At 53.9% G+C, this 24,505-nt stretch carries 22 protein-coding genes; 12 read left to right on the top strand and 10 right to left on the bottom strand.

Going from position 1 to position 24,505, the window contains the following annotated elements; genetic code table 11:
- From rng to csrD, 6 genes are all read right to left on the bottom strand, one after another.
- On the bottom strand, positions 1 to 1,470 hold the full coding sequence (gene rng, locus ACMGG1_RS01720) for a ribonuclease G (RefSeq protein ID WP_020832068.1): 1,470 nt from the start codon (positions 1,468 to 1,470) through the stop codon (positions 1 to 3).
- Between the two features lie 38 nt (positions 1,471 to 1,508).
- Positions 1,509 to 2,093: a Maf family protein gene (locus ACMGG1_RS01715; protein WP_020832069.1), complete on the bottom strand. Its 585-nt coding sequence runs from the start codon at positions 2,091 to 2,093 to the stop codon at positions 1,509 to 1,511.
- A 10-nt stretch (positions 2,094 to 2,103) separates the two neighbouring features.
- A complete protein-coding gene (mreD, locus tag ACMGG1_RS01710; protein WP_012147104.1) occupies positions 2,104 to 2,592 on the bottom strand; it encodes a rod shape-determining protein MreD in 489 nt (162 codons plus the stop codon).
- Positions 2,589 to 3,590, bottom strand: coding sequence for a rod shape-determining protein MreC (mreC, locus tag ACMGG1_RS01705; RefSeq protein ID WP_041415027.1), 1,002 nt, complete (start codon positions 3,588 to 3,590; stop codon positions 2,589 to 2,591). The genes mreD and mreC overlap by 4 nt, the downstream gene beginning before the upstream one ends.
- A 94-nt stretch (positions 3,591 to 3,684) precedes the next feature.
- Entirely contained in the window at positions 3,685 to 4,728 is a 1,044-nt protein-coding gene (gene mreB / locus ACMGG1_RS01700; RefSeq protein ID WP_012147106.1) for a rod shape-determining protein MreB, read from the bottom strand.
- Between the two features lie 412 nt (positions 4,729 to 5,140).
- Complete coding sequence (gene csrD / locus ACMGG1_RS01695; RefSeq protein WP_128864519.1) at positions 5,141 to 7,075, bottom strand: RNase E specificity factor CsrD; 1,935 nt, start codon at positions 7,073 to 7,075, stop codon at positions 5,141 to 5,143.
- Positions 7,076 to 7,371: 296 nt separating this feature from the next.
- Between csrD and ACMGG1_RS01690 the strand changes: the two genes are divergently transcribed.
- The 11 genes from ACMGG1_RS01690 (at position 7,372) to fis (ending at position 17,309) form a co-directional block, all read left to right on the top strand.
- Complete coding sequence (locus tag ACMGG1_RS01690; RefSeq protein WP_201895968.1) at positions 7,372 to 8,349, top strand: oxidoreductase; 978 nt, start codon at positions 7,372 to 7,374, stop codon at positions 8,347 to 8,349.
- A gap of 251 nt (positions 8,350 to 8,600) precedes the next feature.
- Positions 8,601 to 9,602, top strand: coding sequence for a protein-methionine-sulfoxide reductase catalytic subunit MsrP (gene msrP, locus ACMGG1_RS01685; RefSeq protein WP_129984027.1), 1,002 nt, complete (start codon positions 8,601 to 8,603; stop codon positions 9,600 to 9,602).
- A complete protein-coding gene (gene msrQ, locus ACMGG1_RS01680) occupies positions 9,603 to 10,202 on the top strand; it encodes a protein-methionine-sulfoxide reductase heme-binding subunit MsrQ (RefSeq protein WP_020832077.1) in 600 nt (199 codons plus the stop codon).
- A 241-nt stretch (positions 10,203 to 10,443) separates the two neighbouring features.
- Positions 10,444 to 10,896, top strand: a complete 453-nt coding sequence (aroQ, locus tag ACMGG1_RS01675) for a type II 3-dehydroquinate dehydratase (RefSeq protein ID WP_020832079.1) — start codon at positions 10,444 to 10,446, stop codon at positions 10,894 to 10,896.
- Between the two features lie 31 nt (positions 10,897 to 10,927).
- On the top strand, positions 10,928 to 11,392 hold the full coding sequence (gene accB, locus ACMGG1_RS01670; protein WP_020832085.1) for an acetyl-CoA carboxylase biotin carboxyl carrier protein: 465 nt from the start codon (positions 10,928 to 10,930) through the stop codon (positions 11,390 to 11,392).
- A 10-nt stretch (positions 11,393 to 11,402) separates the two neighbouring features.
- Positions 11,403 to 12,752 (top strand): acetyl-CoA carboxylase biotin carboxylase subunit, encoded by a 1,350-nt coding sequence (accC, locus tag ACMGG1_RS01665; protein ID WP_020832086.1) that lies wholly within the window; start codon positions 11,403 to 11,405, stop codon positions 12,750 to 12,752.
- Between the two features lie 240 nt (positions 12,753 to 12,992).
- On the top strand, positions 12,993 to 13,235 hold the full coding sequence (locus tag ACMGG1_RS01660; protein WP_020832087.1) for a YhdT family protein: 243 nt from the start codon (positions 12,993 to 12,995) through the stop codon (positions 13,233 to 13,235).
- Positions 13,225 to 14,670, top strand: coding sequence for a sodium/pantothenate symporter (panF, locus tag ACMGG1_RS01655; RefSeq protein ID WP_122080321.1), 1,446 nt, complete (start codon positions 13,225 to 13,227; stop codon positions 14,668 to 14,670). Before ACMGG1_RS01660 ends, panF begins: the two co-directional genes overlap by 11 nt.
- Before the next feature lie 11 nt (positions 14,671 to 14,681).
- Positions 14,682 to 15,563 (top strand): 50S ribosomal protein L11 methyltransferase, encoded by an 882-nt coding sequence (prmA, locus tag ACMGG1_RS01650; RefSeq protein WP_046372537.1) that lies wholly within the window; start codon positions 14,682 to 14,684, stop codon positions 15,561 to 15,563.
- A 462-nt stretch (positions 15,564 to 16,025) separates the two neighbouring features.
- Complete coding sequence (gene dusB, locus ACMGG1_RS01645; RefSeq protein ID WP_046374956.1) at positions 16,026 to 16,991, top strand: tRNA dihydrouridine synthase DusB; 966 nt, start codon at positions 16,026 to 16,028, stop codon at positions 16,989 to 16,991.
- A 21-nt stretch (positions 16,992 to 17,012) separates the two neighbouring features.
- Positions 17,013 to 17,309, top strand: a complete 297-nt coding sequence (gene fis / locus ACMGG1_RS01640) for a DNA-binding transcriptional regulator Fis (protein ID WP_000462905.1) — start codon at positions 17,013 to 17,015, stop codon at positions 17,307 to 17,309.
- Positions 17,310 to 17,442: 133 nt separating this feature from the next.
- Here the strand turns inward: fis and ACMGG1_RS01635 are convergent, their stop codons facing one another.
- The 4 genes from ACMGG1_RS01635 to ACMGG1_RS01620 all read right to left on the bottom strand — a co-directional run bounded on the left by ACMGG1_RS01635 (position 17,443) and on the right by ACMGG1_RS01620 (position 22,610).
- Complete coding sequence (locus ACMGG1_RS01635) at positions 17,443 to 18,840, bottom strand: APC family permease (RefSeq protein ID WP_122080322.1); 1,398 nt, start codon at positions 18,838 to 18,840, stop codon at positions 17,443 to 17,445.
- 194 nt (positions 18,841 to 19,034) lie between these two features.
- A complete protein-coding gene (locus tag ACMGG1_RS01630) occupies positions 19,035 to 20,366 on the bottom strand; it encodes a glutamate decarboxylase (RefSeq protein ID WP_236591420.1) in 1,332 nt (443 codons plus the stop codon).
- A 182-nt stretch (positions 20,367 to 20,548) separates the two neighbouring features.
- Positions 20,549 to 21,949 carry a glutamate--tRNA ligase gene (gene gltX, locus ACMGG1_RS01625; RefSeq protein ID WP_414161114.1) on the bottom strand — a complete coding sequence of 467 codons (1,401 nt, stop codon included), beginning with the start codon at positions 21,947 to 21,949 and terminating at the stop codon, positions 20,549 to 20,551.
- 169 nt (positions 21,950 to 22,118) lie between these two features.
- The gene (locus tag ACMGG1_RS01620; RefSeq protein ID WP_122080325.1) at positions 22,119 to 22,610 is read right to left on the bottom strand and encodes a transcription termination/antitermination NusG family protein; all 492 of its coding nucleotides are present in this window, start codon (positions 22,608 to 22,610) and stop codon (positions 22,119 to 22,121) included.
- A 953-nt stretch (positions 22,611 to 23,563) separates the two neighbouring features.
- On the opposite strand from ACMGG1_RS01620, the gene lpxP reads away from it, so the two are divergent.
- The gene (lpxP, locus tag ACMGG1_RS01615) at positions 23,564 to 24,484 is read left to right on the top strand and encodes a kdo(2)-lipid IV(A) palmitoleoyltransferase (RefSeq protein WP_122080326.1); all 921 of its coding nucleotides are present in this window, start codon (positions 23,564 to 23,566) and stop codon (positions 24,482 to 24,484) included.
- Positions 24,485 to 24,505: the final 21 nt, after the last annotated feature.

Genomic DNA, 24,505 nt, shown 5'->3' with positions numbered 1-24,505 from the left:
CTACATCATGACAACGTCAAATTGTTCCTGGCTGTATAAAGGTTCGATTTGTACCTTCACCTGCTTGCCCACAAAGATTTCCACTTCGGCCAGCGCATGGGACTCTTCGCTTTTCAGCGCCTCACCCACCGCCGCAGAGGCGTAAACCAGGAAACGATCTGAATCATAAGCATGGTGCACGCGCACAATTTCACGCAAAATTTCGTAGCACACGGTTTCCACTGTTTTCACCGTGCCGCGTCCCTGACAGGTAGGACAATCGTTACACAGCACATGTTCAATGCTTTCCCGTGTACGTTTACGCGTCATTTCCACTAAGCCTAGCTGAGAGAAACCATTGATCGTGGTTTTTACCCGATCTTTACTCAGCGCCAGCTCCAGCGAATGCAATACTCGACGGCGATGTTCTTCATTATTCATATCAATGAAGTCAATGATGATAATGCCGCCCAAGTTGCGCAGCCGCAGTTGGCGGGCAATGGCCTGGGTCGCTTCGATATTGGTATTGAAGATGGTTTCGTCGAGATTGCGGTGGCCGACAAAGGCGCCGGTATTGATATCCACGGTCGTCATCGCCTCGGTCTGATCGATGATCAGATAACCGCCGGACTTCAGCTCGACCTTGCGCTCCAGCGCACGCTGTATCTCGTTTTCGACGTCGTACAGATCGAAGATTGGCTGGCTGCCGGTGTACAGCTCCAGCTTGGCGGTGATATCCGGGATGTACTCACCGGTAAACTCCACCAGCAGATCGTGGGTCAGGCGGGAATCCACGCGGATCCGGTCCAGCGCCGCGCCGGCGAAGTCACGCAAAATGCGCTGCGCCAACGCCAACTCACCGTATAATTTGTATTTGGTCTGGTTGCGTTTTTTACGCTCCATCACCTTGGTCCACAGGCGTTTGAGGAAAGCGGCGTCCTGCGCCAACTCTTCTTCGCCAATGCCTTCAGCCGCGGTGCGGATGATAAAGCCGCCCAGCTCATCACAGTAACCGGCCACCGCTTTTTTCAGGCGATCGCGCTCGGCTTCACTTTCTATACGCTGCGAAACGCCAACGTGCGCCGCCCCCGGCATAAACACCAGGTAACGCGAAGGCAAAGTGATGTCGGTGGTCAGGCGTGCGCCCTTGGTACCGAGCGGATCTTTCACCACCTGGACCATCAGATCCTGTCCCTGGCGCACCAGTTCGGCAATGTCACGCACGTGGAAATTTTTCTGCTCATCGCCGGCGACACATTCCGTGTGCGGCATGATATCGGAAGCGTGCAGGAAGGCCGCTTTATCCAGGCCGATATCGACGAATGCCGCCTGCATGCCCGGCAACACGCGGCTTACGCGCCCTTTATAAATATTGCCGACGATGCCGCGCTTGGATTCGCGTTCGATATGGATCTCTTGCAGGATGCCGCCATCAATATAGGCAACCCGCGTTTCAGACGGTGTGATATTAACCAGTAGCTCAGCTGTCATGCCTTCTCCTCAGAGCCGGTCGATAATGGCAGCGCCCATCAACCGGTTCTTACATCACGTAATGCGACAAAATTACTGAGCAGCTCATGTGTTTCGACTAACGGCAGGCCCATCACCGCATGATAACTCCCGGTTATCGTTCTGACGAAACAACCACCCTTTCCTTGAATTCCGTAGGCGCCCGCTTTATCCATCGGCTCGCCCGTAGCAATATAGTCGCAGATATCCTGCTGTGACAGGTTGCGGAATGTCACGTCCGTCACCACCAGTTGGCACAGAACGTCATGGCGATCGGCGATCGCCACCGCAGTCATCACCTGATGCTGTTTACCCGACAGCGCCGCCAGCATTTGCGCCGCGTGCGTCTCGTCCTGAGGTTTTTCCAACACCCGGCCATTGAGCACCACAATGGTATCGGCACCCAGCACCGGCCACGCCTGCGGTGCCAGCGCCACGCCGGCTTTGGCCTTATCCTGCGCCAAACGGCGCACATAGGCTTCCGCGGATTCCCCTTCCTGCCGCTGCTCTTCGGTATCCGTCAGGATAACTTCAAAGGGGACGCCCAACAGGGTCAGTAATTCATGTCGACGGGGAGAGCCGGAGGCCAGATAAAGCGAAGTCATTGTTATACCCTTACTGTACGGCGAACTGACGGCGAATTTTTCGCATCAACAGGAACAACCATGGCCACAGGATGCCGTTTACCACACTACTCCAGAACACCTCTGGGCGGAAAGAAACGTTGATCACTAAAAACTCGGCCCAGAACACCACAACGTCCATCGCCAGTGACAGCAGCACGACGATCAGCGCCTGTTGCCAGAGCGCCATATTGCGGAACAGTTGGAATTTGAACGCCACCAGATAGGCAATAATACCTAACGCCAGTGCGCGTACGCCCAGCGTGGAACCGAGGATCAGATCCATAATCAGCCCCAGCACGAAGCCGGTGCCGACGTTAACCCGATGAGGCAACGCCATCACCCAGTAGATCAGGATCAAAGCCAGCCAGGAGGGACGGAACATGTAGATCTGTTCCGGCCACGGCATGATTTGCAGCACCAGCGCCACCAGGAATGACAGCCAGATTATCCAGCGCCCGTTGCTGCGGTAACGATTCATTGCGTGACTCCCGCGGCAGGAGCAGCGGTTTGTACCGCGGCCCCGGTTGCCGGAGCAGGCAGAGGCAGTTGCGGCCCCACCGCATCAGCTGGCGGCAGAACCTGCGGCATCATCTGCATCAGACGCTCATTGGCGACGCGATGAACTTCATCGGGCGGCAACGGCATGTCGCCGTTACGATCGGCCCCCCACAGTAACAGCAGATAGCGCAAGCGCTGTAGCCCTGCGGTTGGTCGAGCCTGAATCACGGTATAGGCGCGCTGATTATCCACTTTGACCGAGGACACCACCGCCACCGGATAGCCTTCAGGGAAGCGACCACCAAGGCCGGATGTGACCAGCACATCACCCACGCGGATATCGGTATTGTTCGGCAGATGTTCGAGCTGTAAATCGTCGGCACAGCCGCTGCCTGCAGCAATCACCCGGATATCGTTGCGCAGCACCTGAATTGGCAGCGCATGTGAAGCATCGCAGATCAGCAACACGCGGCTGGTGACTTTAGCCACCGCCACCACCTGGCCCACTACGCCTTTATCACTGATGACCGGCTGGCCTTCATAAACGCCGTTATCCGATCCTTTGTCGATCACTACCTGATCGCTGTAAGGATCCGAGCCGGTCGAGATCACCTGAGTGACCATTTTGTGTTCGTCCTGGCGCAGCGGCGAGCCTAACAGCTCACGCAAGCGGGCGTTTTCCTGCTTGAATTGGCCAAGAAGAAGAATATCGCTGTTTTTCAGCAGCAGTTCCTGCCGCAGAGCCCGGTTTTCCAGCTCCAGCTGTTGGCGGGTAGCCAGCGTTTCTGAAACGCTGTCCAAAACTTTACGTGGCCCATTGGCCAAAAAATAGAAAGGGCTGACGGCCGTGTCCATGTAGTTACGTATTTTCACGAACGTACCGAGACGGCTATCGGCAACGATCAGGCCAATGGCCACGATCACCGCCAAAAAAAGTCGTAGTTGCAGGGAAGGCCCCCTGCTAAAAATCGGCTTCATAAATTATGCGTGTTCCTCGACAACAGAAAGAGGAACCGTACCTGATTTTCGCTTTGCGCATTCACCCGATACGATTCCTCCTTCTTGGGGCTGACTATTCTTCGCTGAACAAATCGCCGCCATGCATGTCGATCATTTCCAACGCCTTGCCACCGCCGCGGGCTACGCAGGTCAGCGGATCTTCTGCCACGACCACCGGAATACCGGTTTCTTCCATCAGCAGGCGATCCAGGTTGCGCAGCAATGCGCCACCGCCGGTCAACACCATGCCGCGTTCGGAAATGTCGGAAGCCAGCTCTGGTGGACACTGCTCCAGCGCCACCATCACCGCACTGACGATGCCGGTCAACGGCTCCTGCAGCGCTTCAAGGATTTCATTGGAATTCAGGGTAAAGCCACGTGGCACGCCCTCAGCCAGGTTACGGCCGCGAACTTCGATTTCATGCACTTCATCGCCCGGATAAGCGGAACCGATGCCATGCTTGATACGTTCGGCAGTTGCTTCACCGATCAGTGAGCCGTAGTTACGACGCACGTAATTAATGATAGCTTCGTCGAAACGGTCACCACCGATACGTACAGAAGAAGAGTAGACCACACCGTTCAGTGAGATCACCGCCACTTCAGTGGTACCGCCACCGATATCCACCACCATGGAACCTGTCGCTTCAGAAACCGGCAGGCCGGCACCGATTGCGGCAGCCATAGGTTCTTCAATCAGAAACACCTCACGCGCACCGGCCCCTTGGGCAGATTCGCGGATGGCGCGGCGCTCAACTTGAGTTGCGCCAACCGGCACACACACCAGCACGCGCGGGCTTGGCCGCATGAAGCTGTTGCTGTGAACCTGTTTAATAAAGTGCTGCAGCATTTTTTCGGTCACGAAGAAATCGGCGATCACGCCGTCTTTCATCGGACGAATAGCCGCGATGTTGCCGGGCGTACGCCCCAGCATTTGTTTAGCCTCATGACCCACGGCCGCAACGCTCTTGGGTGAACCGGCACGATCCTGGCGAATGGCAACCACCGACGGTTCGTTCAGTACAATGCCTTGCCCTTTAACATAAATCAGGGTATTGGCGGTACCCAAGTCGATGGACAAGTCATTGGAAAACATGCCACGAAATTTCTTAAACATAACTAAAGGATAATCCTGCAAGCTGGGGGCGGAAAATAAAATCCGCCTACTTTACCAACCACACGAAGCAGCGACAAGGCGCAAAAACGTTCTACTTCGGTGAAAAATAGTCTGTATTGTTTCTGCTCGAATGCACGGAAAATGGATGAGGCCTGAATTCCCTGAACAAAGGCTCAGTTTACCACCCTGTCAGCGCACGAAACGGCGTAACACAGCTCATAAAATCTAACATATTCCCTGATTGCCGCTGGTGGTAAGCACCTACCAACGTTCAACAGAAAAGGACTGACAAGAGCCTATATCAAATAGGCGTCATTGTCGCAGGCAGTTTGGGGGTTATCCCAAAATGACAGAGAAAAAAGCCCAGATGAATTGGCGCTCATTCTACGTTAATTTTTGTTCGGTATTCAGGTTAAACACGATAACGACGCGAATATTTTTTACGCCCGACGTCTATCGGTTCCGGCGACGCGAAAAAGTCGCCCTGTCCACCGAGGATCCCCCGCTCTTTCAGCGTCTGCCACTCATTACGCGTCCGCACGCTGGCGGCGAAAACCTGAGTGCTGGTGCCTTCACAGGCGCCGGTCAGGCTTTGAACGAACAGCTGATTTTCATCACGCTTATCAATACTCCGCACCAGACCCGGATGGAGCTTAACCAATTCCACCGGTAAGGACTTGATATAGGAGGTACTTACCACGGTTAACCCGGCCTGGGACACCGCCAGACGACAGCCCAGCCCTGACAGTAACTTCAGTACCGGACGTAAACGGTCGATATGTTGACACACGTCTGCCTCTGCAAGTTCAATCAGAATTCGCCGACGATGACTTTTTTCACACTGTAACAGGCTATCACGCAGCCAACGCTGGAAACTACGCTGCAACAGTGAGTCTACGCTCAGCGTAAAAGCCAATGTTTCTTCGGGCCACAGCGTCAGTAAAGGAAGAATACGGCTCAGATGTTGACGATCGTAGCTTTCCGCCAGCCCTAACTGCCGTACCAGAGGCATATACTCCGATGGCAGCAGTTCCTGGGTGCCATCGTAGATCCGGCTCATGATCTCACGGTGATGCACTTCCCCTTCTACCGTCACCGCCGGTTTCTGATACAAACGCGGGCCTCCCCGCGCCAGCACCTGCTCCAGCAGGGTGCGCCACTTGACGCTGCCGCGCCCTTTTTCCGGCACCTGGCTGTCATAAACATACCAGCCGTTTTCGCCTTGCAACGTAGCATGGCGCGTTGCCTGCTCCGCGTAATCGATCACCTGCTCGGTGGTTTGTCCGCTGCGGTACGCCACGATGCCAATGTGCAGGAATGCTTCACGATCGATAAGCGCCGTTGAAGGCAAGGCGTCAATCGCGTGGACCAGCTGTGAAGCAATGCCGTCCGCCTCTTTCAGCGTACGGTGCGGCAGCAGGACGGTGAAGTCGCTGTGGAAATAACGCGCCAGCAGCGCCGCCGGATAGCGCATCACGAAGGTCGACAGCAGATTGACCAGCGAGTACATCAGTTCCTGCACCGCGCCGTTGCCGTGAATTTCCCGCAGCGTGTCAAAATCGGGCAGTCGCACCATCATCACAATACCGTGCGAGCCCTCTTCTTCCAGTTGGGTGGTTAGCTGGTTGTCGAAGAACAGTCGGTTATTCAGGCCGGTTTTGGCATCCTGGGCGGCAAAGGCGCGGATCAAGGTATCGACCCGATTGCGTTCCTCGCGCGCTTCCGCCAAATCTGCCAGCAAGCGATCGAGCGCGCCACTGACGTTCGCCGGCCATTCGCGCATATCGCCCTGCATCACGCTCTCTCTTTCGCCGTTGAGAATGCGTCGTGCACGGCGTTCCAGCCGATCCTCTCCGTCGGCCTGATCGCGAAGCCAGCGCAGGCTAAACAGCAAGATCACCACCATCACAACGATCGAAAGCGTCACGGCGGCAGTAGATTGCAACGAGCGTACGTCGCTGGCGAAAGGATCGATATAAGTAATTTGCAGTGCCGCGCCGGGATGCTGCATCAGCGGCAAAGTCACCTGCCTGTAACCGTTGAGCGGATCCCAGGGCTGTTTGTTGAGCGTCGGCAATTTATAGGAAAGGAGGTTACTGTGGCTGGTATCCACGCTGACCGCCACAATACCCAGTGGACGCATCACCAACGGCAACCAGCGTTTCTGTTCCTCTGGGGATTCGCGCAGCATCGCTTGGTCGAGTGAGGTCATCAGCGACTCGAAGCGGCGATCCAGACGCTCCTGAGTGACGTAAAAGAAGCTGTATGAGCAGCCCATCAGCATCAAAAACATCGCCAAAGCAACAAGCAAGGTGATCAATGCAGAGAGTTTGGTGGTGAATCGCATCCCTGTGCCTTGTCCGGTATGGTTACGTGAGTTTTCACCTTTGGAAGTATAAAGGCCCCGAATCCGCTCAAATGAATCCAACACAATATCCTGATTTTTTTAATGAATAGCGGGTACCGCTCCGGCGATACCCGTTGTCGGTTCACGCCACCCAAGCTACCAAGCCTCGACAACGAAGAAAACCTTCAATCACCCTTTTTTGTCTTTTATCAGGACATAAATTTCTTATATGCATATAGTCAATTAAATCTGGTTCAGCCATCCATGGCAAAAATGCAAACAAGAGGAAGAGTGACATGCGTGCACTGTTATTGGAACAACAAGGCGATCAAACTCTGGCTCACATCAAGGATATCAGCAGCGATCTGCTGCCCGACGGCGATGTCCTGGTGGACGTCAACTGGTCCAGCCTTAACTATAAAGATGCGTTGGCGATCACCGGCAAAGGCAAGATCGTGCGTAACTTCCCGATGGTGCCAGGCATCGATTTCGCCGGTACGGTACGCGAAAGCCGCGACGATCGTTTTAAAGAAGGCCAAAGCGTGGTGCTCACCGGTTGGGGCGTGGGTGAAAACCACTGGGGTGGCCTGGCCGAACAGGCACGAGTCTCAGGCGAATGGCTGGTGCCGCTGCCGAACGGGCTGGATGAACGCAAAGCGATGATCCTGGGTACCGCCGGCTTTACCGCCATGCTGTGCGTGATGGCGCTGGAAGAAGGCGGCGTACACCCGGATGACGGCGATATTCTGGTTACCGGTGCCAGCGGCGGCGTGGGCAGCACGGCCATCGCGATTCTGGCGGCATTGGGCTATCACGTCACCGCCATCAGCGGCCGCGAGAGCAATACCGAGTATCTGAAAGCGCTGGGCGCCAAAGAAGTCCTGTCGCGCGACGGCTACCTGGAAGCCCCGCGTCCGCTGGAAAAGCAACTGTGGGCCGGGGCGGTCGATACCGTTGGCGACACGCTGCTGGCGCGAGTCCTGTCACAGATGAATTATAACGGCACGGTCGCCGCCTGTGGCCTGGCCGGTGGCTATCACCTGCCCACCACGGTGATGCCGTTTATCCTGCGCAACGTTCGCCTGCAGGGCGTGGACTCGGTTCATACGCCGCTGCATCGCCGCCAAACCGCCTGGGAACGGCTAGCCGGTATTTTGCCGGACAGTTTCTACCAACAGGCCACCCAGGAAATCACTTTGGAACAGGCACCGGCCACCGCCGCCGCGCTGCTGAATCATCAAGTGACCGGACGCACTCTGGTTAAAATCCGCTAAAGCTTAAATCGCCCCCCGGCAACGGGGGGAACATTCGCCTGCGAAATTTCATATTTTCCCGCGCCCTCTCGCATATAGCCTGATTTCACGCCATGCTTACAACACAGATACCCCAGCATACTGTAGGGGCGTTGCATGCTGCGTCCGCGTTAATCGGGCTCAGAAGGTTACCTCCTACAGTCACTCTGACGGGAGCAGGTTTGAGTACCCGCACCTGAAAGGCGGCGGGGATGAAACGCGGAGAAAACACCATGAGAAAGCCCCCTAAATTGACCGAAGCCGATGTCACGCCCGAGAGCGTGTTCCATCAGCGGCGCAAAGTGCTGCAGGCGTTGGGTATCACCGCCGCGTCGCTGGCCTTGCCGCTTAATGCGCAGGCCGATTTGCTGTCATGGTTCAAAGGCAACGATCGGCCCAAGGCCCCCGCCGGTAAACCGCTGTCATTCAGCAAGCCTGCGGCCTGGCAGGCGCAACTGGCCATGACGCCGGAAGACAAAGTCACCGGTTACAACAACTTCTACGAATTCGGTCTGGATAAAGCCGATCCTGCCGCGAATGCCGGCGGCCTGAAAACCGAAGGCTGGAAAGTGCGTATCGACGGCGAGGTCGCCAAACCGATCACATTGGATATCGATGACTTGATCAAACGCTTCCCGCTGGAACAACGCATCTACCGTATGCGCTGCGTGGAGGCCTGGTCGATGGTCGTGCCCTGGATTGGCTTTGAGCTGGGTAAGCTGATCAAGCTGGCGGAGCCGAACAGCAATGCCCGCTACGTCGCTTTCCAAACGCTGTACGATCCGGAACAGATGCCAGGCCAGAAGGATCGTTTTATCGGCGGCGGGCTGAAATACCCTTATGTTGAAGGGCTGCGTCTCGATGAGGCCATGAACCCATTGGCCCTGCTGACCGTCGGCGTATACGGCAAAACGCTGCCGCCGCAAAACGGTGCGCCGCTGCGGTTGATCACCCCCTGGAAATACGGCTTTAAAGGCATTAAGTCGATAGTCCATATCCGTCTGGTGCGCGATCAGCCGCCCACCACCTGGAATGAATCTGCGCCGAATGAGTACGGCTTCTATGCCAACGTAAACCCGAACGTCGATCATCCACGCTGGTCACAGGCCACCGAACGCTTTATCGGCTCCGGCGGCATCCTGGACGTTAAACGCCAACCCACGCTGCTGTTTAACGGCTATGGCGAACAGGTAGCGTCGCTGTACCGCGGCCTGGATCTAAGGGAGAATTTTTAGGTGCGTTTAACTCCGGCTCATATCAAGTGGATTAAGGTCGCCATTTATCTGGCGGCATTCCTGCCTTTTCTCTGGCTGGTGCTGTCGGTGGACCAGGGTTGGTTCAGCGCCGATCCGGCCAAAGACATTCAACACTTTACCGGCAGAATGACGTTGAAACTGTTGCTGGCGACCTTGATGATTGCGCCACTGGCGCGCTATGCCCGGCAACCGCTGCTGATTCGCTGTCGTCGTCTGGTGGGACTATGGTGTTTTGCCTGGGGCACGCTGCATCTGATAAGCTATTCGACGCTGGAGCTGGGGCTGAGCAATATCGGCCTGCTGGGGCGTGAACTGGTCACCCGCCCTTACCTGACGCTCGGCATTGTCAGTTGGCTGATCCTGCTGGCGCTGGCCGCAACCTCCACGCTGTGGGCGATGCGCAAACTGGGGGCCAAATGGCAGACGTTGCATAATCTGGTCTATCTGGTGGCGATTCTGGCACCGATTCACTACCTGTGGTCGGTAAAAACCTTTTCGCCGCAGCCCTTCATTTATGCTCTGCTGGCCGTCGCGCTACTGGCGCTGCGATACAAGAAATTCCGCAATTGGTGGCGTTAAAAGCCGGAACTTTTCTGTGTTCTACCCCTCATAATGCAATATCGCCCTGGCCAGTTTACTGATTTAGGGTTGAATATCTTCGCTGATAAGACCAGTATTTAGCTGCGAATTGCTACGATATCGTTATAATGCCCGACCTTGTTCCTGTTCTCAGGGTGAATTTTCCCCTTAACAGGTGACAAATCTGTGACGTCGGGTTATTTTCTACGATGATGGTTTTATTGCCGGAGATACCAGCACAATGGCGGATAAGTTTCACATTTTGCTTCTGAACGGCCCCAATCTGAATCTGCTGGGGACGCGTGAGCCGGAGAAGTACGGCAGCACGACGTTAACAGAGATTGTTAACGGATTGGAAAACCAGGCATCCGCACTGGATATTACCCTGAGCCATCTGCAGTCTAACGCCGAACATGCGCTGATCGATCGCATACATCAGGCGCGCGGCAACACAGATTTTATTCTGATTAACCCTGCCGCGTTCACGCATACCAGCGTGGCGCTGCGTGATGCATTGCTGGCGGTGCAGATCCCGTTTATCGAGATCCACCTCTCCAACGTGCATGCCCGAGAGCCTTTCCGCCATCACTCTTACCTTTCCGATATTGCGGTAGGCGTGATTTGCGGCCTCGGCGCGGATGGCTACACATTTGCTTTACAGGCAGCGGTTAACCGTCTGTCGAAAACCCACTAATTGCTACGCAAAAGAGTACGGAATCACACTCATGGATATTCGTAAAATCAAGAAACTGATCGAACTGGTTGAAGAATCAGGTATTTCTGAACTGGAAATTTCTGAAGGCGAAGAGTCAGTTCGCATCAGCCGCGCTGCTCCAGCGCAGGCTTACCCAATGATGCCACAGGCATACGCAATGCCGGCACAGCCGCAGCCAGCACTGGCTACCGCCGTTGCCAGCGCGCCAGCCGAAACGCCTGCAGCACCAGCGGCCATGAGTGGCCACGTCGTTCGTTCCCCAATGGTCGGTACTTTCTACCGCACGCCAAGCCCGGATGCGAAAGCCTTCATCGAAGTCGGCCAGAAAGTGAACGCCGGCGACACTCTGTGCATCGTTGAAGCAATGAAAATGATGAACCAGATCGAAGCGGACAAATCCGGCGTGGTGAAAGCCATCCTGGTAGAGAACGGCCAACCGGTAGAATTTGACGAGCCACTGGTCGTCATCGAATAACGAGGCGAACATGCTTGATAAAATTGTTATCGCCAACCGTGGCGAGATCGCGCTTCGTATCCTGCGTGCTTGTAAAGAGCTGGGCATCAAAACCGTTGCCGTGCACTCGACAGCCGATCGCGATCTGAAACACGTACTGCTGGCTGACGAGACCGTGTGTATCGGTCCTGCGCCATCGGTAAAAAGTTACCTGAATATCCCGGCAATCATCTCTGCGGCTGAAATCACCGGCGCAGTGGCGATCCACCCGGGCTACGGCTTCCTGTCTGAAAACGCCGATTTCGCCGAGCAGATCGAACGCTCCGGCTTTATCTTCATTGGCCCGAGAGCCGAAACTATCCGCCTGATGGGCGACAAGGTTTCTGCCATCAATGCCATGAAGAAAGCTGGCGTGCCTTGCGTACCTGGCTCTGATGGCCCGCTGACCGACGACATGGATAAAAACCGTGCCTTCGCCAAGCGCATCGGCTACCCGGTTATCATCAAGGCATCCGGCGGCGGCGGCGGTCGCGGCATGCGCGTAGTGCGCAGCGACAAAGACCTCGAGCAATCCATTTCCATGACCAAGGCGGAGGCCAAAGCGGCTTTCAACAACGACATGGTTTACATGGAAAAATACCTGGAAAACCCACGCCATATCGAAATTCAGGTGTTGGCGGACGGTCAGGGTAACGCCATCTATCTGGCCGAGCGCGACTGCTCCATGCAGCGCCGCCACCAGAAAGTGGTTGAAGAGGCTCCGGCACCGGGCATCACCAGCGAAATGCGCCGTTATATCGGCGAGCGCTGCTCGAAAGCCTGTGTGGAAATCGGTTACCGCGGCGCAGGCACTTTCGAGTTCCTGTATGAAAACGGCGAGTTCTATTTCATCGAAATGAACACCCGTATTCAGGTTGAGCATCCGGTTACCGAGATGATCACCGGCGTGGATCTGATTAAAGAGCAGCTGCGTATCGCTGCCGGTCAGCCTTTGTCGATCAAACAGGAAGAAGTGAAGGTTCACGGCCACGCGGTGGAATGCCGTATCAACGCCGAAGACCCGAACACCTTCCTGCCTAGCCCAGGCAAGATCACCCGTTTCCATGCGCCAGGCGGTTTCGGCGTGCGTTGGGAATCTCATATTTACGCCGGTTATACCGTACCGCCGTACTATGATTCCATGATCGGCAAACTGATCACCTACGGTGAAAACCGTGACGTGGCGATTGCCCGCATGAAGAACGCCCTGGCTGAGCTGATCATCGATGGCATCAAAACCAACGTTGAACTGCAACAGCGGATCATGAGCGACGAAAACTTCCAGCACGGTGGCACCAACATCCACTATCTGGAGAAAAAGCTCGGTCTGCAGGAAACCTAAGGCAGGCTATTCGCATCGCCTGACAGAAGGCCGGTTAATCACCGGCCTTTTTCTTTACTGCTTTGGGTCACTCAATGGATGATCAAATCCATAATAGTTGTATACCCTAAATAATTGGAGTTGCATCAAGGCGGCAAAGGAGCGCATCCCGATGATGCTTACTGTAGTAAGTGATTCGGGTAAGTGAGCGCAGCCAACACAGAGGCAGCTTCAAGTATGACGGGTATATTGGAGAAACGGATGGACACACGTTTTATTCAAGCTCACCGCGAGGCGCGCTGGGCTCTGGGCCTGACGCTGCTTTATCTGCTGGCCTGGTCGCTGGCAGCCTATCTGCCGGACAGCGCATCCGGTATTACCGGTCTGCCGCATTGGTTCGAAATGGCCTGCCTGTTGGTTCCGCTGCTGTTCATCGGCCTGTGTTGGCTAATGGTACGCGGCATATTCCGTGATATTTCGCTGGAGGACGGCGATGCAAACTGAAGTCATTCTGCCGCTGGTCGCCTATCTGGTGCTGGTGTTCGGGCTGTCGGTTTACGCCTATAGCCGACGCCAGAGCGGCAACTTCCTCAGCGAATATTTTCTGGGCAACCGATCGATGGGCGGCTTCGTACTGGCCATGACCTTGACCGCCACCTATATCAGTGCCAGTTCCTTTATCGGGGGCCCCGGCGCCGCCTATAAATACGGCCTTGGCTGGGTGCTGTTGGCGATGATCCAACTGCCGGCGGTTTGGCTTTCACTCGGCGTGCTGGGCAAGAAGTTTGCCATTCTGGCTCGCCGCTACAACGCCATTACCCTGAACGATATGCTTTACGGCCGCTATCAAAGTCGTCTGTTGGTCTGGCTGGCCAGCCTCAGCCTGCTGGTGGCGTTCCTGGGTGCCATGACGGTGCAGTTTATCGGCGGCGCGCGCCTGCTGGAAACCGCCGCCGGTATTCCTTACGACACCGGTTTGCTGATCTTCGGTATCAGCATCGCGCTGTATACCGCCTTTGGCGGCTTCCGCGCCAGCGTGCTCAATGACGCCATGCAGGGGCTGGTGATGCTGATCGGCACCGTGCTGCTGCTGGTTGCGGTGATTCACGCCGCCGGCGGCCTGCACAGCGCCGTGGATAAGCTGCAACAGATTGACCCCGCGCTGGTATCACCGCAGGGCGGTGAACAGATCCTCAGCCTGCCGTTTATGGCATCGTTCTGGATCCTGGTGTGCTTTGGCGTGATTGGCCTGCCGCACACGGCGGTGCGCTGCATCTCCTACAAGGACAGCAAGGCGGTGCATCGCGGGATCATCCTCGGCACCATGGTGGTCGCGGTGCTGATGTTTGGCATGCATCTGGCTGGCGCGCTGGGCCGTGCGGTATTGCCGGACCTGAAGATCCCCGATCAGGTGATCCCGACGCTGATGATCACCGTGCTGCCGCCTTATGCCGCCGGTATTTTCCTGGCGGCGCCGATGGCGGCAATCATGTCGACCATTAACGCCCAATTGCTGCAATCTTCCGCCACCATCATCAAAGATCTCTACCTTGGCGTACGCCCACAGCACATGCAGAACGAGCGCCTGATCAAACGCTTCTCCAGCCTGACCACGTTGATTTTGGGCTTGCTGGTGCTGTTGGCAGCCTGGCGGCCACCGGAAATGATCATCTGGCTGAACCTGCTGGCATTTGGCGGCCTGGAAGCGGTATTCCTGTGGCCACTGGTGCTGGGCCTGTACTGGGAACGCGCCAATGCGCAGGGAGCACTTAGCTCAATGGTGACGGGTGCGGTATGCTATACGCTATTGGCCAGCTTCAATCTGCAGCTAGCGGGGTTGCACCCTATCGTGCCTTCGCTGCTGCTTAGCCTGCTGGCGTTTTATATCGGTAACGTCATAGGCGAAAAGCGCCGAGTGGCGTCATCATTAGCCTCTTAAAGAGAATTGTTATGCCTTGGATCCAACTAAAACTGAACACCACCGGCAGCCAGGCGGAAGACCTGAGCGACGCGCTGGTTGAAAGCGGCGCCGTATCGGTCACTTTCCAGGACACCCACGACAATCCGGTGTTCGAACCGCTACCGGGCGAGACCCTGCTGTGGGGCGACACTGATGTGATCGGGTTGTACGATGCCGAAACCGACATGGCCGACGTGGTCGCCATGCTGGAACAGCACCCGCTGCTGGGCGCCGGCTTCCGCCATAAAATTGAACAGCTGGAAGACAAGGACTGGGAGCGCGAGTGGATGGACAACTTCCACCCGATGCGCTTCGGCGAACGTCTGTGGATCTGCCCAAGCTGGCGCGACGTGCCCGACCCGAACGCGGTCAACGTCATGCTGGACCCGGGCCTGGCATTTGGTACCGGCACTCACCCAACGACTGCACTGTGCCTTCAATGGCTAGACGGCCTCGATCTGGCCGGTAAAACCATTATCGACTTCGGCTGTGGTTCCGGCATCCTGGCAATTGCCGCGTTGAAGCTCGGTGCAGCGCGCGCTATCGGCATCGATATCGATCCCCAGGCCATTCAGGCCAGCCGCGACAACGCGCAGCGTAACGGCGTTTCAGAGCGTCTGGAGCTGTATCTGCCAAAAGACCAGCCTGCCGATCTGCAGGCCGACGTGGTCGTCGCCAACATCCTGGCGGGCCCATTGCGTGAGCTGGCCCCCTTGATCGGCTGTCTGCCGAAGTCCGGCGGTTATCTGGGCCTGTCCGGCGTGCTGGCAACACAGGCGGCAAGCGTGGCGCAAGCCTATGAAGAGAAATTCACGCTGGATCCGGTCGCAGAGCGTGAAGAGTGGTGCCGCATCACCGGTCAGCGCAAGTAATCCCCTTACTGCCCTGATAAAAACCACTGCCAACGTAGCCCGTGGCGGTGGTTTTTTGTTTTCCTGTCTACGCGACGGCGACACCCCGCTCCTTTGAAACGCCATGCCAAATTCACGTGACCCTGAATATTTTCTGCCTAAGCCTTCACCACGCGATTTCAGCATAATTCAGCCCATTCTCAATGAAAAACCCTGACAAACGACTTAAATCACTGCCGTTCTCGAGCTGAATCGAGACTCATTACAGATAAAATCCTGTTGTATTGGGAATATTTTATAGCGCACTAATTAACCAAAATCAGGCAAGCCATTGTTAAGTATATATAATATTTTTATGAATCCCGACAAACCGCATTTTTAATGGCGAATAGCGGCCAATTGGTCAAAGTTTGGCCTTTCATCTCAGCGCAAAAATGCGTAATATACGCGCCCTTGCGGACACAGTATGGTTACTCTTTGTCTATGCGCATTGGACACCACCAGCTTACAAATTGCCTGATTGCGGCCCCGATGGCCGGCATTACAGATCGCCCATTTAGGACCCTATGTCATGCAATGGGTGCTGGGATGGCTGTATCCGAAATGCTCTCCTCCAATCCGGAGGTGTGGCGGACGGATAAGTCGCGTCTGCGTATGGTCCATAGCGATGAACCAGGGATCCGCTCCGTGCAGATTGCCGGATGCGATCCGGATGATATGGCCGCCGCGGCGCGTATTAACGTGGCCGGCGGTGCACAGATCATCGACATCAATATGGGTTGCCCGGCCAAGAAAGTGAACCGGAAACTTGCAGGGTCTGCATTGCTGCAGTACCCGGATCTGGTTAAACAGATCCTCCACGCGGTGGTTAACGCCGTGGATGTGCCGGTAACGCTTAAGATCCGCACTGGCTGGGCGCCAGAACACCGTAACTGTGTAGAGATTGCCCAACTGGCCGAAGACTGTGGTATACAGGCCCTGACTATTCATGGCCGAACCCGTGCCTGCCTGTTCAACGGCGACGCGGAGTACGACAGCATTCGGGCAGTTAAGCAGAATGTTTCCATTCCGATTATCGCGAATGGTGACATTACTGACCCGCATAAAGCCAGAGCAGTGCTCGACTACACTGGGGCTGATGCCCTGATGATAGGCCGCGCTGCTCAGGGGAGACCCTGGATCTTCCGGGAAATCCAGCATTATCTGGACACTGGGGAACTGCTGCCCCCTCTGCCACTTGGCGAGGTTAAGCGTTTGTTGATAGGGCATATTCGGGAATTGCACGGCTTTTACGGCCAAGGCAAGGGATTCCGGATTGCTCGTAAGCACGTATCCTGGTATCTCCAGGAGCACGCCCCGAATGACCAGTTTCGGCGCACATTCAACGCCATAGAGGATGCCAGCGAACAGCTGGAGGCGTTGGAGGCATATTTCGAAAATCTTGCGTAACAAAAAAGAGCTGACAGAACTATGTTCGAACAACGCGTAAATTCTGACGTACTGACCGTTTCAACCGTGAACTCACAGGATCAAGTGACTCAAAAGCCTCTGCGTGACTCGGTTAAACAAGCACTGAAGAACTATTTTGCTCAACTGAATGGTCAAGACGTTAACGATCTGTATGAGCTGGTATTGGCTGAAGTTGAACAGCCACTGTTGGACATGGTGATGCAATACACCCGTGGCAACCAGACCCGTGCAGCCCTGATGATGGGCATCAACCGCGGTACGCTGCGTAAGAAATTGAAAAAATACGGCATGAACTGATACTAGTCAGTTGGCATGTTGAAAAGGCGCAACCTCGCAAGAGGCGGCGCCTTTTTCTTGTGGGCCGTCCCATTAGAACGCAAAAAAGGCGCTTTTCCCTCAGGATCAGCGCCTTTGTGTTTATTAAGCCTTATTAAACCGCGTGATGATGGCCGTGGTGGTGGCCGTCATCTCCCGACTCATCCATCCGTTTTGCTCGCGGTTGCGCGTACAGGAAGTACACCAGCAGGGAAATCACTATCAACCCAAGCGTAATCAACAGCACGGTTGGCGGGGTGCATGAACCGAGATAGAGGCAAACCAATACGCAAATAGGCACCAGTACCTTGAACCACGGCATGCGGTAAGTCCCTTGCATCTTTTTCTTGCGCACCACAAAGATACCGACAATCACCGCCAGATACTGCAGCAGACGGCAAACCGTTGCGACCTCCACCAGCAGTACAAAGGACTCTTTCGACATCGCATTCGCCAAGACGATAAAGATGATAGTCACCACCAGCATCGCAATGATCGACTTGGCCGGTACGCCGCGTTTGTTATTGGCACCGGCTGACTCTGGCAGGAAGCCATCCACCGCCAGCGGCACCAGATTTCGCGGCCCGGCAAAGCACATGGCCAGACCGATACCAAACAGGGCAACCACCGACCCTAAGGACATGATCGCACGAGCGCCATTGCCCAGAACCATCCCCACGCTGTCCGCCACGGAGTTATCGGAAAACGCCAGATGCTCGCCCCCCATAGACCCGATAATGGAAGCAAACAGCAGGAAATAGAGCGCCGTGACCGATAACAGCACCAGAATGATCGCCCTTGGGATATCGCGAGTAGGGTTTTCCATATCTTGCGAGGCCACGCCAATATTCTCGAAACCCACCATCGCGTAAAACAACAGCAGGAAGCCGCCTGAAAATTCTGCCGAGGTCAAATGGCCAAACGCGGGAACTTCAACCCCGGTCGACTGTGCCACCAACCCTGGCACATCGGTAAAATTAGCCAGGTCGAAATGGCTGAAAGAGACCAGGATGCAGCTGATTAATGCCGCCAATACCAGCCAACTGCTCACGCGGGTAAACACCGACATCACTTTTACCGAGATCAGGTTGATACCGCAAAGCACGCAGGCAAAAGCGATACTGATCATCGCCGAGTTGGCTGGCGCCAAATGGATACCTAACGCGGTCGTAATGATCCCCGGCAATGCGGCCACCTGTACTGCCAATGCTACGCAGGCGGCAAGAAAACGCATAAAGCCAATGTTAAATCCCAGGAAAGGACCAAAAGTGGCGCTTACGTAAACGTACACCCCGCCGGTTTTAGTAAAAATCCCGGCCATTTCGGCAAAAGCCAATGCCATGATCAGCGCCAGAACGGCACAGACCACCAGTACCGGAAACAGGTTCATACCGAGTTCAGAATAAGCTTTGCCGGGGGTGATGAAGATCCCTGCCCCCAGCAGGCAGTTAATGCCGAACAGGACTATCGTCCCGAACTTCATTTTGCCCGAGGTCGTTGTTTGAGTGCTCATTATTCACCTTTGCGAGACAAAGCGCCCAGGCACCAGCATTAGGTGCCCGGACGCTCAGTAAGAAGGTCTGTCAAAGCAAAGACGGGAGTAGCTCAGAACATCGGCAGCAACGGGGCCTGCCGGCACGCTGAGCACTGACGTCAGTGTGTTTGACGTCCCCATTGGGATACGGCGTGAATGCCGTCAGGAAGCGCTCAGCAGAGCACGGACTCATGGGTAGTGGCGTTGGCCTTTAGCTGGTCAACAATGTTGCGAATGTCCTGCGCCAGCAGGTTCATCAATGTGGTGCTGACGCCGTAGCGGATCAGAACGCGCATGATGATGGTGTTTTGACGGTTGCTCGGTAGCGGGTATGCCGCCGTTTGCCAGCCGCGCTGTTTCACCTGGTTTTGCAAATCATACAGGGTGAAGCCTTTTACATCGTCTTTCAGGGTAAAGACCACGCCAGGCAACCCCCCTTCGCTGCTGTACAGCATTTCAAATTCTGGGAAGTCGGCCAATTTATGCGCCAGGAACTTGCCGGTATCCACACAGGTCTGCTGGATCTCGGAATAACCTTCTTTGCCCAGACGCAGCAGTTGGTAGTACTGAGCAATGACGGAACCGCCGGGACGGCTGAAGTTGAGGGCGAAAGTCGCCATGTTGCCGCCGAGATAGTTAACGTAGAACACCAGGTCGTCAGGCAAGTCTTGTTTTTCACGCCATACCACCCAACCCAGACCCAGCGGGGCCAGGCCGTATTTATGGCCGGAAGAGTTGATGGATTTTACGCGCGGCAGACGGAAGTCCCAAACGATGTGGCTTTGCTCTTCGACGAAAGGCGCAATAAAGCTGCCGGATGCCGCATCAACGTGAATCGGAATATCCAGGCCACGCTCTTTCTGTAGCTTGTCCAGCGCATTGGACAGGCCAAGCACGTCTTCGTACACCAGCGTAAAGGTCGTCCCGAAAGTCGGCACCACACCGATGGTATTTTCATCGATGTAATTAACCATGTCGTCGGGGTGAGCGCACAGGGCGCCTTCGCGGATGGGCACCTCGCGGTGCTCGATCTCAAAATAGGTGCAGAATTTTTTCCAGCAAATTTGTACCGGGCCAGTGACCAGGTTTGGCTTGGAAGTGTCCAGCCCTTTTGCCTTGCGTTTTTGCTGCCAGTTGCGTTTCAACGCCAAACCGCCCAACATTGCCGCTTCGCTGGACCCCACGCAGGAAGTACCAATCGAATTATTCACGTCTGGCGCATGCCACAACCCCGCCAGCATTTTTGTACAGCACACTTCAATTTTTGCCGTTTCTGGGTACAACTCTTTATCAATCAGGTTTTTTACCGATCCCAGCTTCATCAGTTCGTCGACTTCGGGCTCTGACCAGGTGGTGCAGAACGTCGCCAAATTCTGTTTTTCATTGCCGTCTAGCATTAAACGATCTTTAATCAAATTCAAAACAGAACTCGGGCAGCTGGATGATTCTGGGATCTTTCCCTCAGATAAAGTGTGTTGAGCCACCTCAGTGGAATAGATAGGCATATATTGATTAGTCATAATAAATCACCTCTTTTTATTTGATGTGTTTTCATGAAAGTTGCCGTGGATACCGCTAATAATTACGCTTCGACTTACCTCCTTCAGGAATTAATATTGGTTGTCATCCCAGCCTAATACATTCCGACCATCGTGATTAATCTTACGATGGCCGGCCCTATTACCTGCTATTTACACGACATATTCTCTATTGCCGCATGTAAGCGATTCAACGTTTTTTCTTTTCCCAATACGGCCAGACAATCATTTAACGATGGTGTATCTTTCGCCCCGAGAATAAATAATCGCAACGGCATATTGATGTCTTTTAACGACGTGCCGAATTCCTTGGAAATATCGCCAATCACTTGGTTAATCTCGGCACTTTGCCAGTCGTTTATCGTGGAGAAGTGCTGATAGATTTCACAGAAAACCGTCGGATGTGCCGAGGCAAGCAACTGCTGGTAAGTTTCCTGGTTGTTACACTGATATTCACCGTAATAACTACGGCAGGCTTCCGCCATTTCCTTCATCGTTCTGGCTCGGGTTTTTAACAGCATGACAACCCGTTCCAGCGGTGGGCCGTCCTCCGTACTGATAGCCAGCCGTTGGAGTTGCCATTGCAAATCGGGTAATAAATTTTCGGTCGTAGCGGCAGCGATATAATGCTTGTTGAGCCACAGTAATTTCTCTGTATTGAACGCGCTCGGTGAGTTGCTGACATTGTTAATATCGAAAAGAGAGATCATCTCATCCAAAGAGAAAATTTCCTTATCCTGATGCCCCCACCCCAAACGCACTAAATAGTTACGCAATGCCTCAGGTAAAAAACCTTCCTCTTGGTATTGCATAACGTTGGCTGCACCGTGGCGCTTGGAGAGTTTTTTACCGTCATCCCCGAGTATTGGCGAAACATGAGCAAACACAGGCGGCTCCAGCCCCAACGCCCGGTAAACATAAATTTGCTTCGGTGTATTATTGATATGTTCTTCGGCGCGGATGATATGCGTCATCTGCATGTCGATATCATCGACCACCACACAAAAATTATACGTTGGCCAACCGTCGGTGCGGCGAATAATAAAGTCATCAAACTCGCTGTTGCTGAATTCAATACGTCCGCGGATCATGTCGTCCCAGGCCACAATACCCTGCTGTGGGCTTTTCAAACGCACCACGTGAGGCAGGCTGGGATCGTGCCCCAGATGATGCAGACAGTGGCGGTCGTAAATGAAGTTCTCTTTGTTCTTTTCCTGCTGAGCCTTGAGTGCATTCAAGCGCTCCTCGCTGCAGTAGCAGCGGTAGGCCTGCCCAGACGCCAACAGTTGATCGACCACCTCGTTGTAACGCTCCAGGCGTTTAGTCTGGTAGAAGGGGCCTTCGTCCCAATACATACCCAACCACTTCATCGAGTCCAGGATGGCGTCGACTGCACCCTCCTTTTCCCGTTCCACGTCGGTATCTTCAATACGCAGAATAAATTTGCCGTGATTATGGCGTGCATAGAGCCAGGAATAGAGAGCTGTTCTTGCCCCGCCTACGTGTAAAAAACCCGTTGGGCTGGGCGCAAACCTTGTTCTTACGCTCATTAGAGAACTCCTTATTATTGAATAAAACCCCAAATAATGAGCATTGCATCAAGGTGATAAACACATTCATCAACCCTGAAGCAACTTCAAGCATTGCGGGGTTAAAACAGCGCCAGAGATAACACCTGCCAATATCAGGTGGCATTTCAAGCCATGCCCATGAGGTTCATTAACCGCTTGCCAATAAAGCCGTTGGATGTTGTATTGAATAAGAGAGATATTGCAATAATGTTTGTGTTCTAACCTCTGGCTTTTCCACCTTTATTATTTTCTCTATCTCTTTCAACATGCCAGGAGAAACATTTTTACATTCTATATAGCTTAATCTTTCATCCTTATTCTCTAATCGAAAAGAAAGACGTCTGATAGCATCAATAATATTTTGAGGGACGGTGCAAATCTCTCTTCCAAGACGAACAAACCCCTGCACGCTACTTTGCTTAGCAATTAAAGTGGTATGAGTGATCTCTGGTGAGAATCGCACAAATAAATAACCGGGGAACAATGGAGTGGTGTGAGTTCTAAACGAATTTTTCCGATCGGCACGTAATGTTAACCTGGTTTTCATTGGCATATAACATTCAACACCAATACGTTCTATTTCATCAATAACCTTCGCATGTAATCTGGAACGATAGCAAATGAGATACCATGAGTACATTTCTGCCCCTTATTCATTTCATTGCTTGTGATGGAAAACCAATTCATTGCTTATCAGGCGAATGGAAATAGCCATCCGCAGCCATTGTTCTTAGGAACAAAGCTGAATCGGCACATTAGTTTTCATTGATCAGATGGCTATTTTCGCCAGGAAATAATCCCCAGGCGTTATCAGGAATTTGGATAGGGTATTTATCGAGATTGGGTCTAGTCAGAGTACGAGTTGGCGTTTTACCAATGCAGTAGCAGTGAGCGATCCCACTGAGTTTTTGAAAATTTCATTTTGACCACCAGCACTACGCCAAAAACAATATTCCCTCTTGAGATAAAAATCCAGTACAAGAATCCACAGACGCAATTTTACTGGCTGAGAATTTTAAATGGGCATTAAAATAAAATGAAATGTATCACCCTGTATCAAAAAGTTTCCCGCTGATTTTATTTTAATAAAAAAAAACAATAAAAACAAAATTTTGAGAAAAGATGACCATTGAAAATCAATAGTACTAACACCTTCTGTTGCAGGGGAAAAAATCCACAAACGCATAATGCATATGAACTGACTTCGCCATGATATAAAACAAAGATCAAACTTTATATCCCACCGTATTTCCGCGCATTTACATGCTTATTTTTTGATCTTCTCTCGCATATTTTGCACAAAAGCAAACCAACGAAAATGCGTCGTTCTCTTCCCATGGGAATCGGAATATTCGGATCCTCCCCCTGATGTTGTGTGGTAAAATGCCCCGTCTTGGACCGCCTTCGCTGGCCTACAGCCCTCCTCCCGAAGCCTGATAGCAGCGCGAGCCGCCCTTCGAGTGTAAAGATTTAGTCAATTATGGAATCTGGCTAAACCATAGTGGTATCTGGGTGTCTGAGTGGTTGTATCGCAATTGAGTGGATCTTTATGCGTTACAGGTTGCTGCCCCCTTAACGCATAAATGAGTTCATATGAAGCGTCCGCAAAAATTCAAATCGGCCCTGCTGCATCCGCGCTACTGGTTTACCTGGTTCGGCCTGGCCTGCTTATTCCTGTTGGTCCAACTCCCCTACCCGGTGCTGCACAAGCTCGGCGTGTGGATGGGCCGCACCTCGATGCGCTTTCTGAAGCGCCGCGTTTCCATCACCCGCCGCAACCTGGAACTGTGCTTCCCGGATATGGACGAGGCTCAGCGCGAGCGTAAAGTGGTCGGCAACTTCGAATCCCTCGGCATGGGCCTGCTGGAAACCGGCATGGCCTGGTTCTGGTCAGATAAGCGCGTCAAACGTTGGTTCAACGTTTCCGGCATCAACCACCTGAAAATGGCGCAGCAGAACCAGCGCGGTGTGTTGGTGATTGGCGTGCACTTTATGTCGCTGGAGTTGGGTGGCCGTGCCATGGGCCTGTGTCAGCCAATGATGGCGATGTACCGCCCACACAACAATAAAGCGATGGAATGGGCGCAGACCAAAGGTCGCATGCGTTCCAACAAGGCGATGCTCGATCGCAAAGATCTGCGCGGCATGGTTCATGCCCTCAAGCGCGGCGAGGCCGTATGGTTCGCCCCGGATCAAGACTACGGCCCACGCGGTAGCGTGTTCGCTCCACTGTTCGCCGTCGATCAGGCTGCCACCACCAGCGGTACCTTTATGCTGGCGCGCATGGCCAAGCCGGCGCTGGTGCCGGTGGTTCTGATCCGCCGTGAAAAAGGTCGGGGTTATGACCTGCTGATCCAACCTGCGCTGGAAAATTATCCTATCGGCGATGAGATTGCCGCGGCGGCTTACATGAATAAAGTGGTGGAAAAAGAAATCATGCGCGCACCTGAGCAATACATGTGGCTGCATCGTCGCTTTAAAACCCGGCCGGTCGGGGCTCCGTCATTGTACTGAGCCCAAAAACCATATTTATCA

The organism is Serratia sp. BNK-12 (assembly GCF_047456085.1).
GTDB lineage: Bacteria > Pseudomonadota > Gammaproteobacteria > Enterobacterales > Enterobacteriaceae > Serratia > Serratia liquefaciens.
Note: the sequence above shows the minus strand (reverse complement) of the source record. Positions and strands in the feature narration are given on the sequence as shown.

Bases quoted from the DNA above. Each gene is read 5' to 3' on its own strand.
- rng (WP_020832068.1), bottom strand. From the start codon at position 1,470: ATGACAGCTGAGCTACTGGTTAATATCACACCGTCTGAAACGCGGGTT.
- ACMGG1_RS01715 (WP_020832069.1), bottom strand. From the start codon at position 2,093: ATGACTTCGCTTTATCTGGCCTCCGGCTCTCCCCGTCGACATGAATTA.
- mreD (WP_012147104.1), bottom strand. From the start codon at position 2,592: ATGAATCGTTACCGCAGCAACGGGCGCTGGATAATCTGGCTGTCATTC.
- mreC (WP_041415027.1), bottom strand. From the start codon at position 3,590: ATGAAGCCGATTTTTAGCAGGGGGCCTTCCCTGCAACTACGACTTTTT.
- mreB (WP_012147106.1), bottom strand. From the start codon at position 4,728: ATGTTTAAGAAATTTCGTGGCATGTTTTCCAATGACTTGTCCATCGAC.
- csrD (WP_128864519.1), bottom strand. From the start codon at position 7,075: ATGCGATTCACCACCAAACTCTCTGCATTGATCACCTTGCTTGTTGCT.
- ACMGG1_RS01690 (WP_201895968.1), top strand. From the start codon at position 7,372: ATGCGTGCACTGTTATTGGAACAACAAGGCGATCAAACTCTGGCTCAC.
- msrP (WP_129984027.1), top strand. From the start codon at position 8,601: ATGAGAAAGCCCCCTAAATTGACCGAAGCCGATGTCACGCCCGAGAGC.
- aroQ (WP_020832079.1), top strand. From the start codon at position 10,444: ATGGCGGATAAGTTTCACATTTTGCTTCTGAACGGCCCCAATCTGAAT.
- accB (WP_020832085.1), top strand. From the start codon at position 10,928: ATGGATATTCGTAAAATCAAGAAACTGATCGAACTGGTTGAAGAATCA.
- accC (WP_020832086.1), top strand. From the start codon at position 11,403: ATGCTTGATAAAATTGTTATCGCCAACCGTGGCGAGATCGCGCTTCGT.
- ACMGG1_RS01660 (WP_020832087.1), top strand. From the start codon at position 12,993: ATGGACACACGTTTTATTCAAGCTCACCGCGAGGCGCGCTGGGCTCTG.
- panF (WP_122080321.1), top strand. From the start codon at position 13,225: ATGCAAACTGAAGTCATTCTGCCGCTGGTCGCCTATCTGGTGCTGGTG.
- prmA (WP_046372537.1), top strand. From the start codon at position 14,682: ATGCCTTGGATCCAACTAAAACTGAACACCACCGGCAGCCAGGCGGAA.
- dusB (WP_046374956.1), top strand. From the start codon at position 16,026: ATGCGCATTGGACACCACCAGCTTACAAATTGCCTGATTGCGGCCCCG.
- fis (WP_000462905.1), top strand. From the start codon at position 17,013: ATGTTCGAACAACGCGTAAATTCTGACGTACTGACCGTTTCAACCGTG.
- ACMGG1_RS01635 (WP_122080322.1), bottom strand. From the start codon at position 18,840: ATGAGCACTCAAACAACGACCTCGGGCAAAATGAAGTTCGGGACGATA.
- ACMGG1_RS01630 (WP_236591420.1), bottom strand. From the start codon at position 20,366: ATGCCTATCTATTCCACTGAGGTGGCTCAACACACTTTATCTGAGGGA.
- gltX (WP_414161114.1), bottom strand. From the start codon at position 21,949: ATGAGCGTAAGAACAAGGTTTGCGCCCAGCCCAACGGGTTTTTTACAC.
- ACMGG1_RS01620 (WP_122080325.1), bottom strand. From the start codon at position 22,610: ATGTACTCATGGTATCTCATTTGCTATCGTTCCAGATTACATGCGAAG.
- lpxP (WP_122080326.1), top strand. From the start codon at position 23,564: ATGAAGCGTCCGCAAAAATTCAAATCGGCCCTGCTGCATCCGCGCTAC.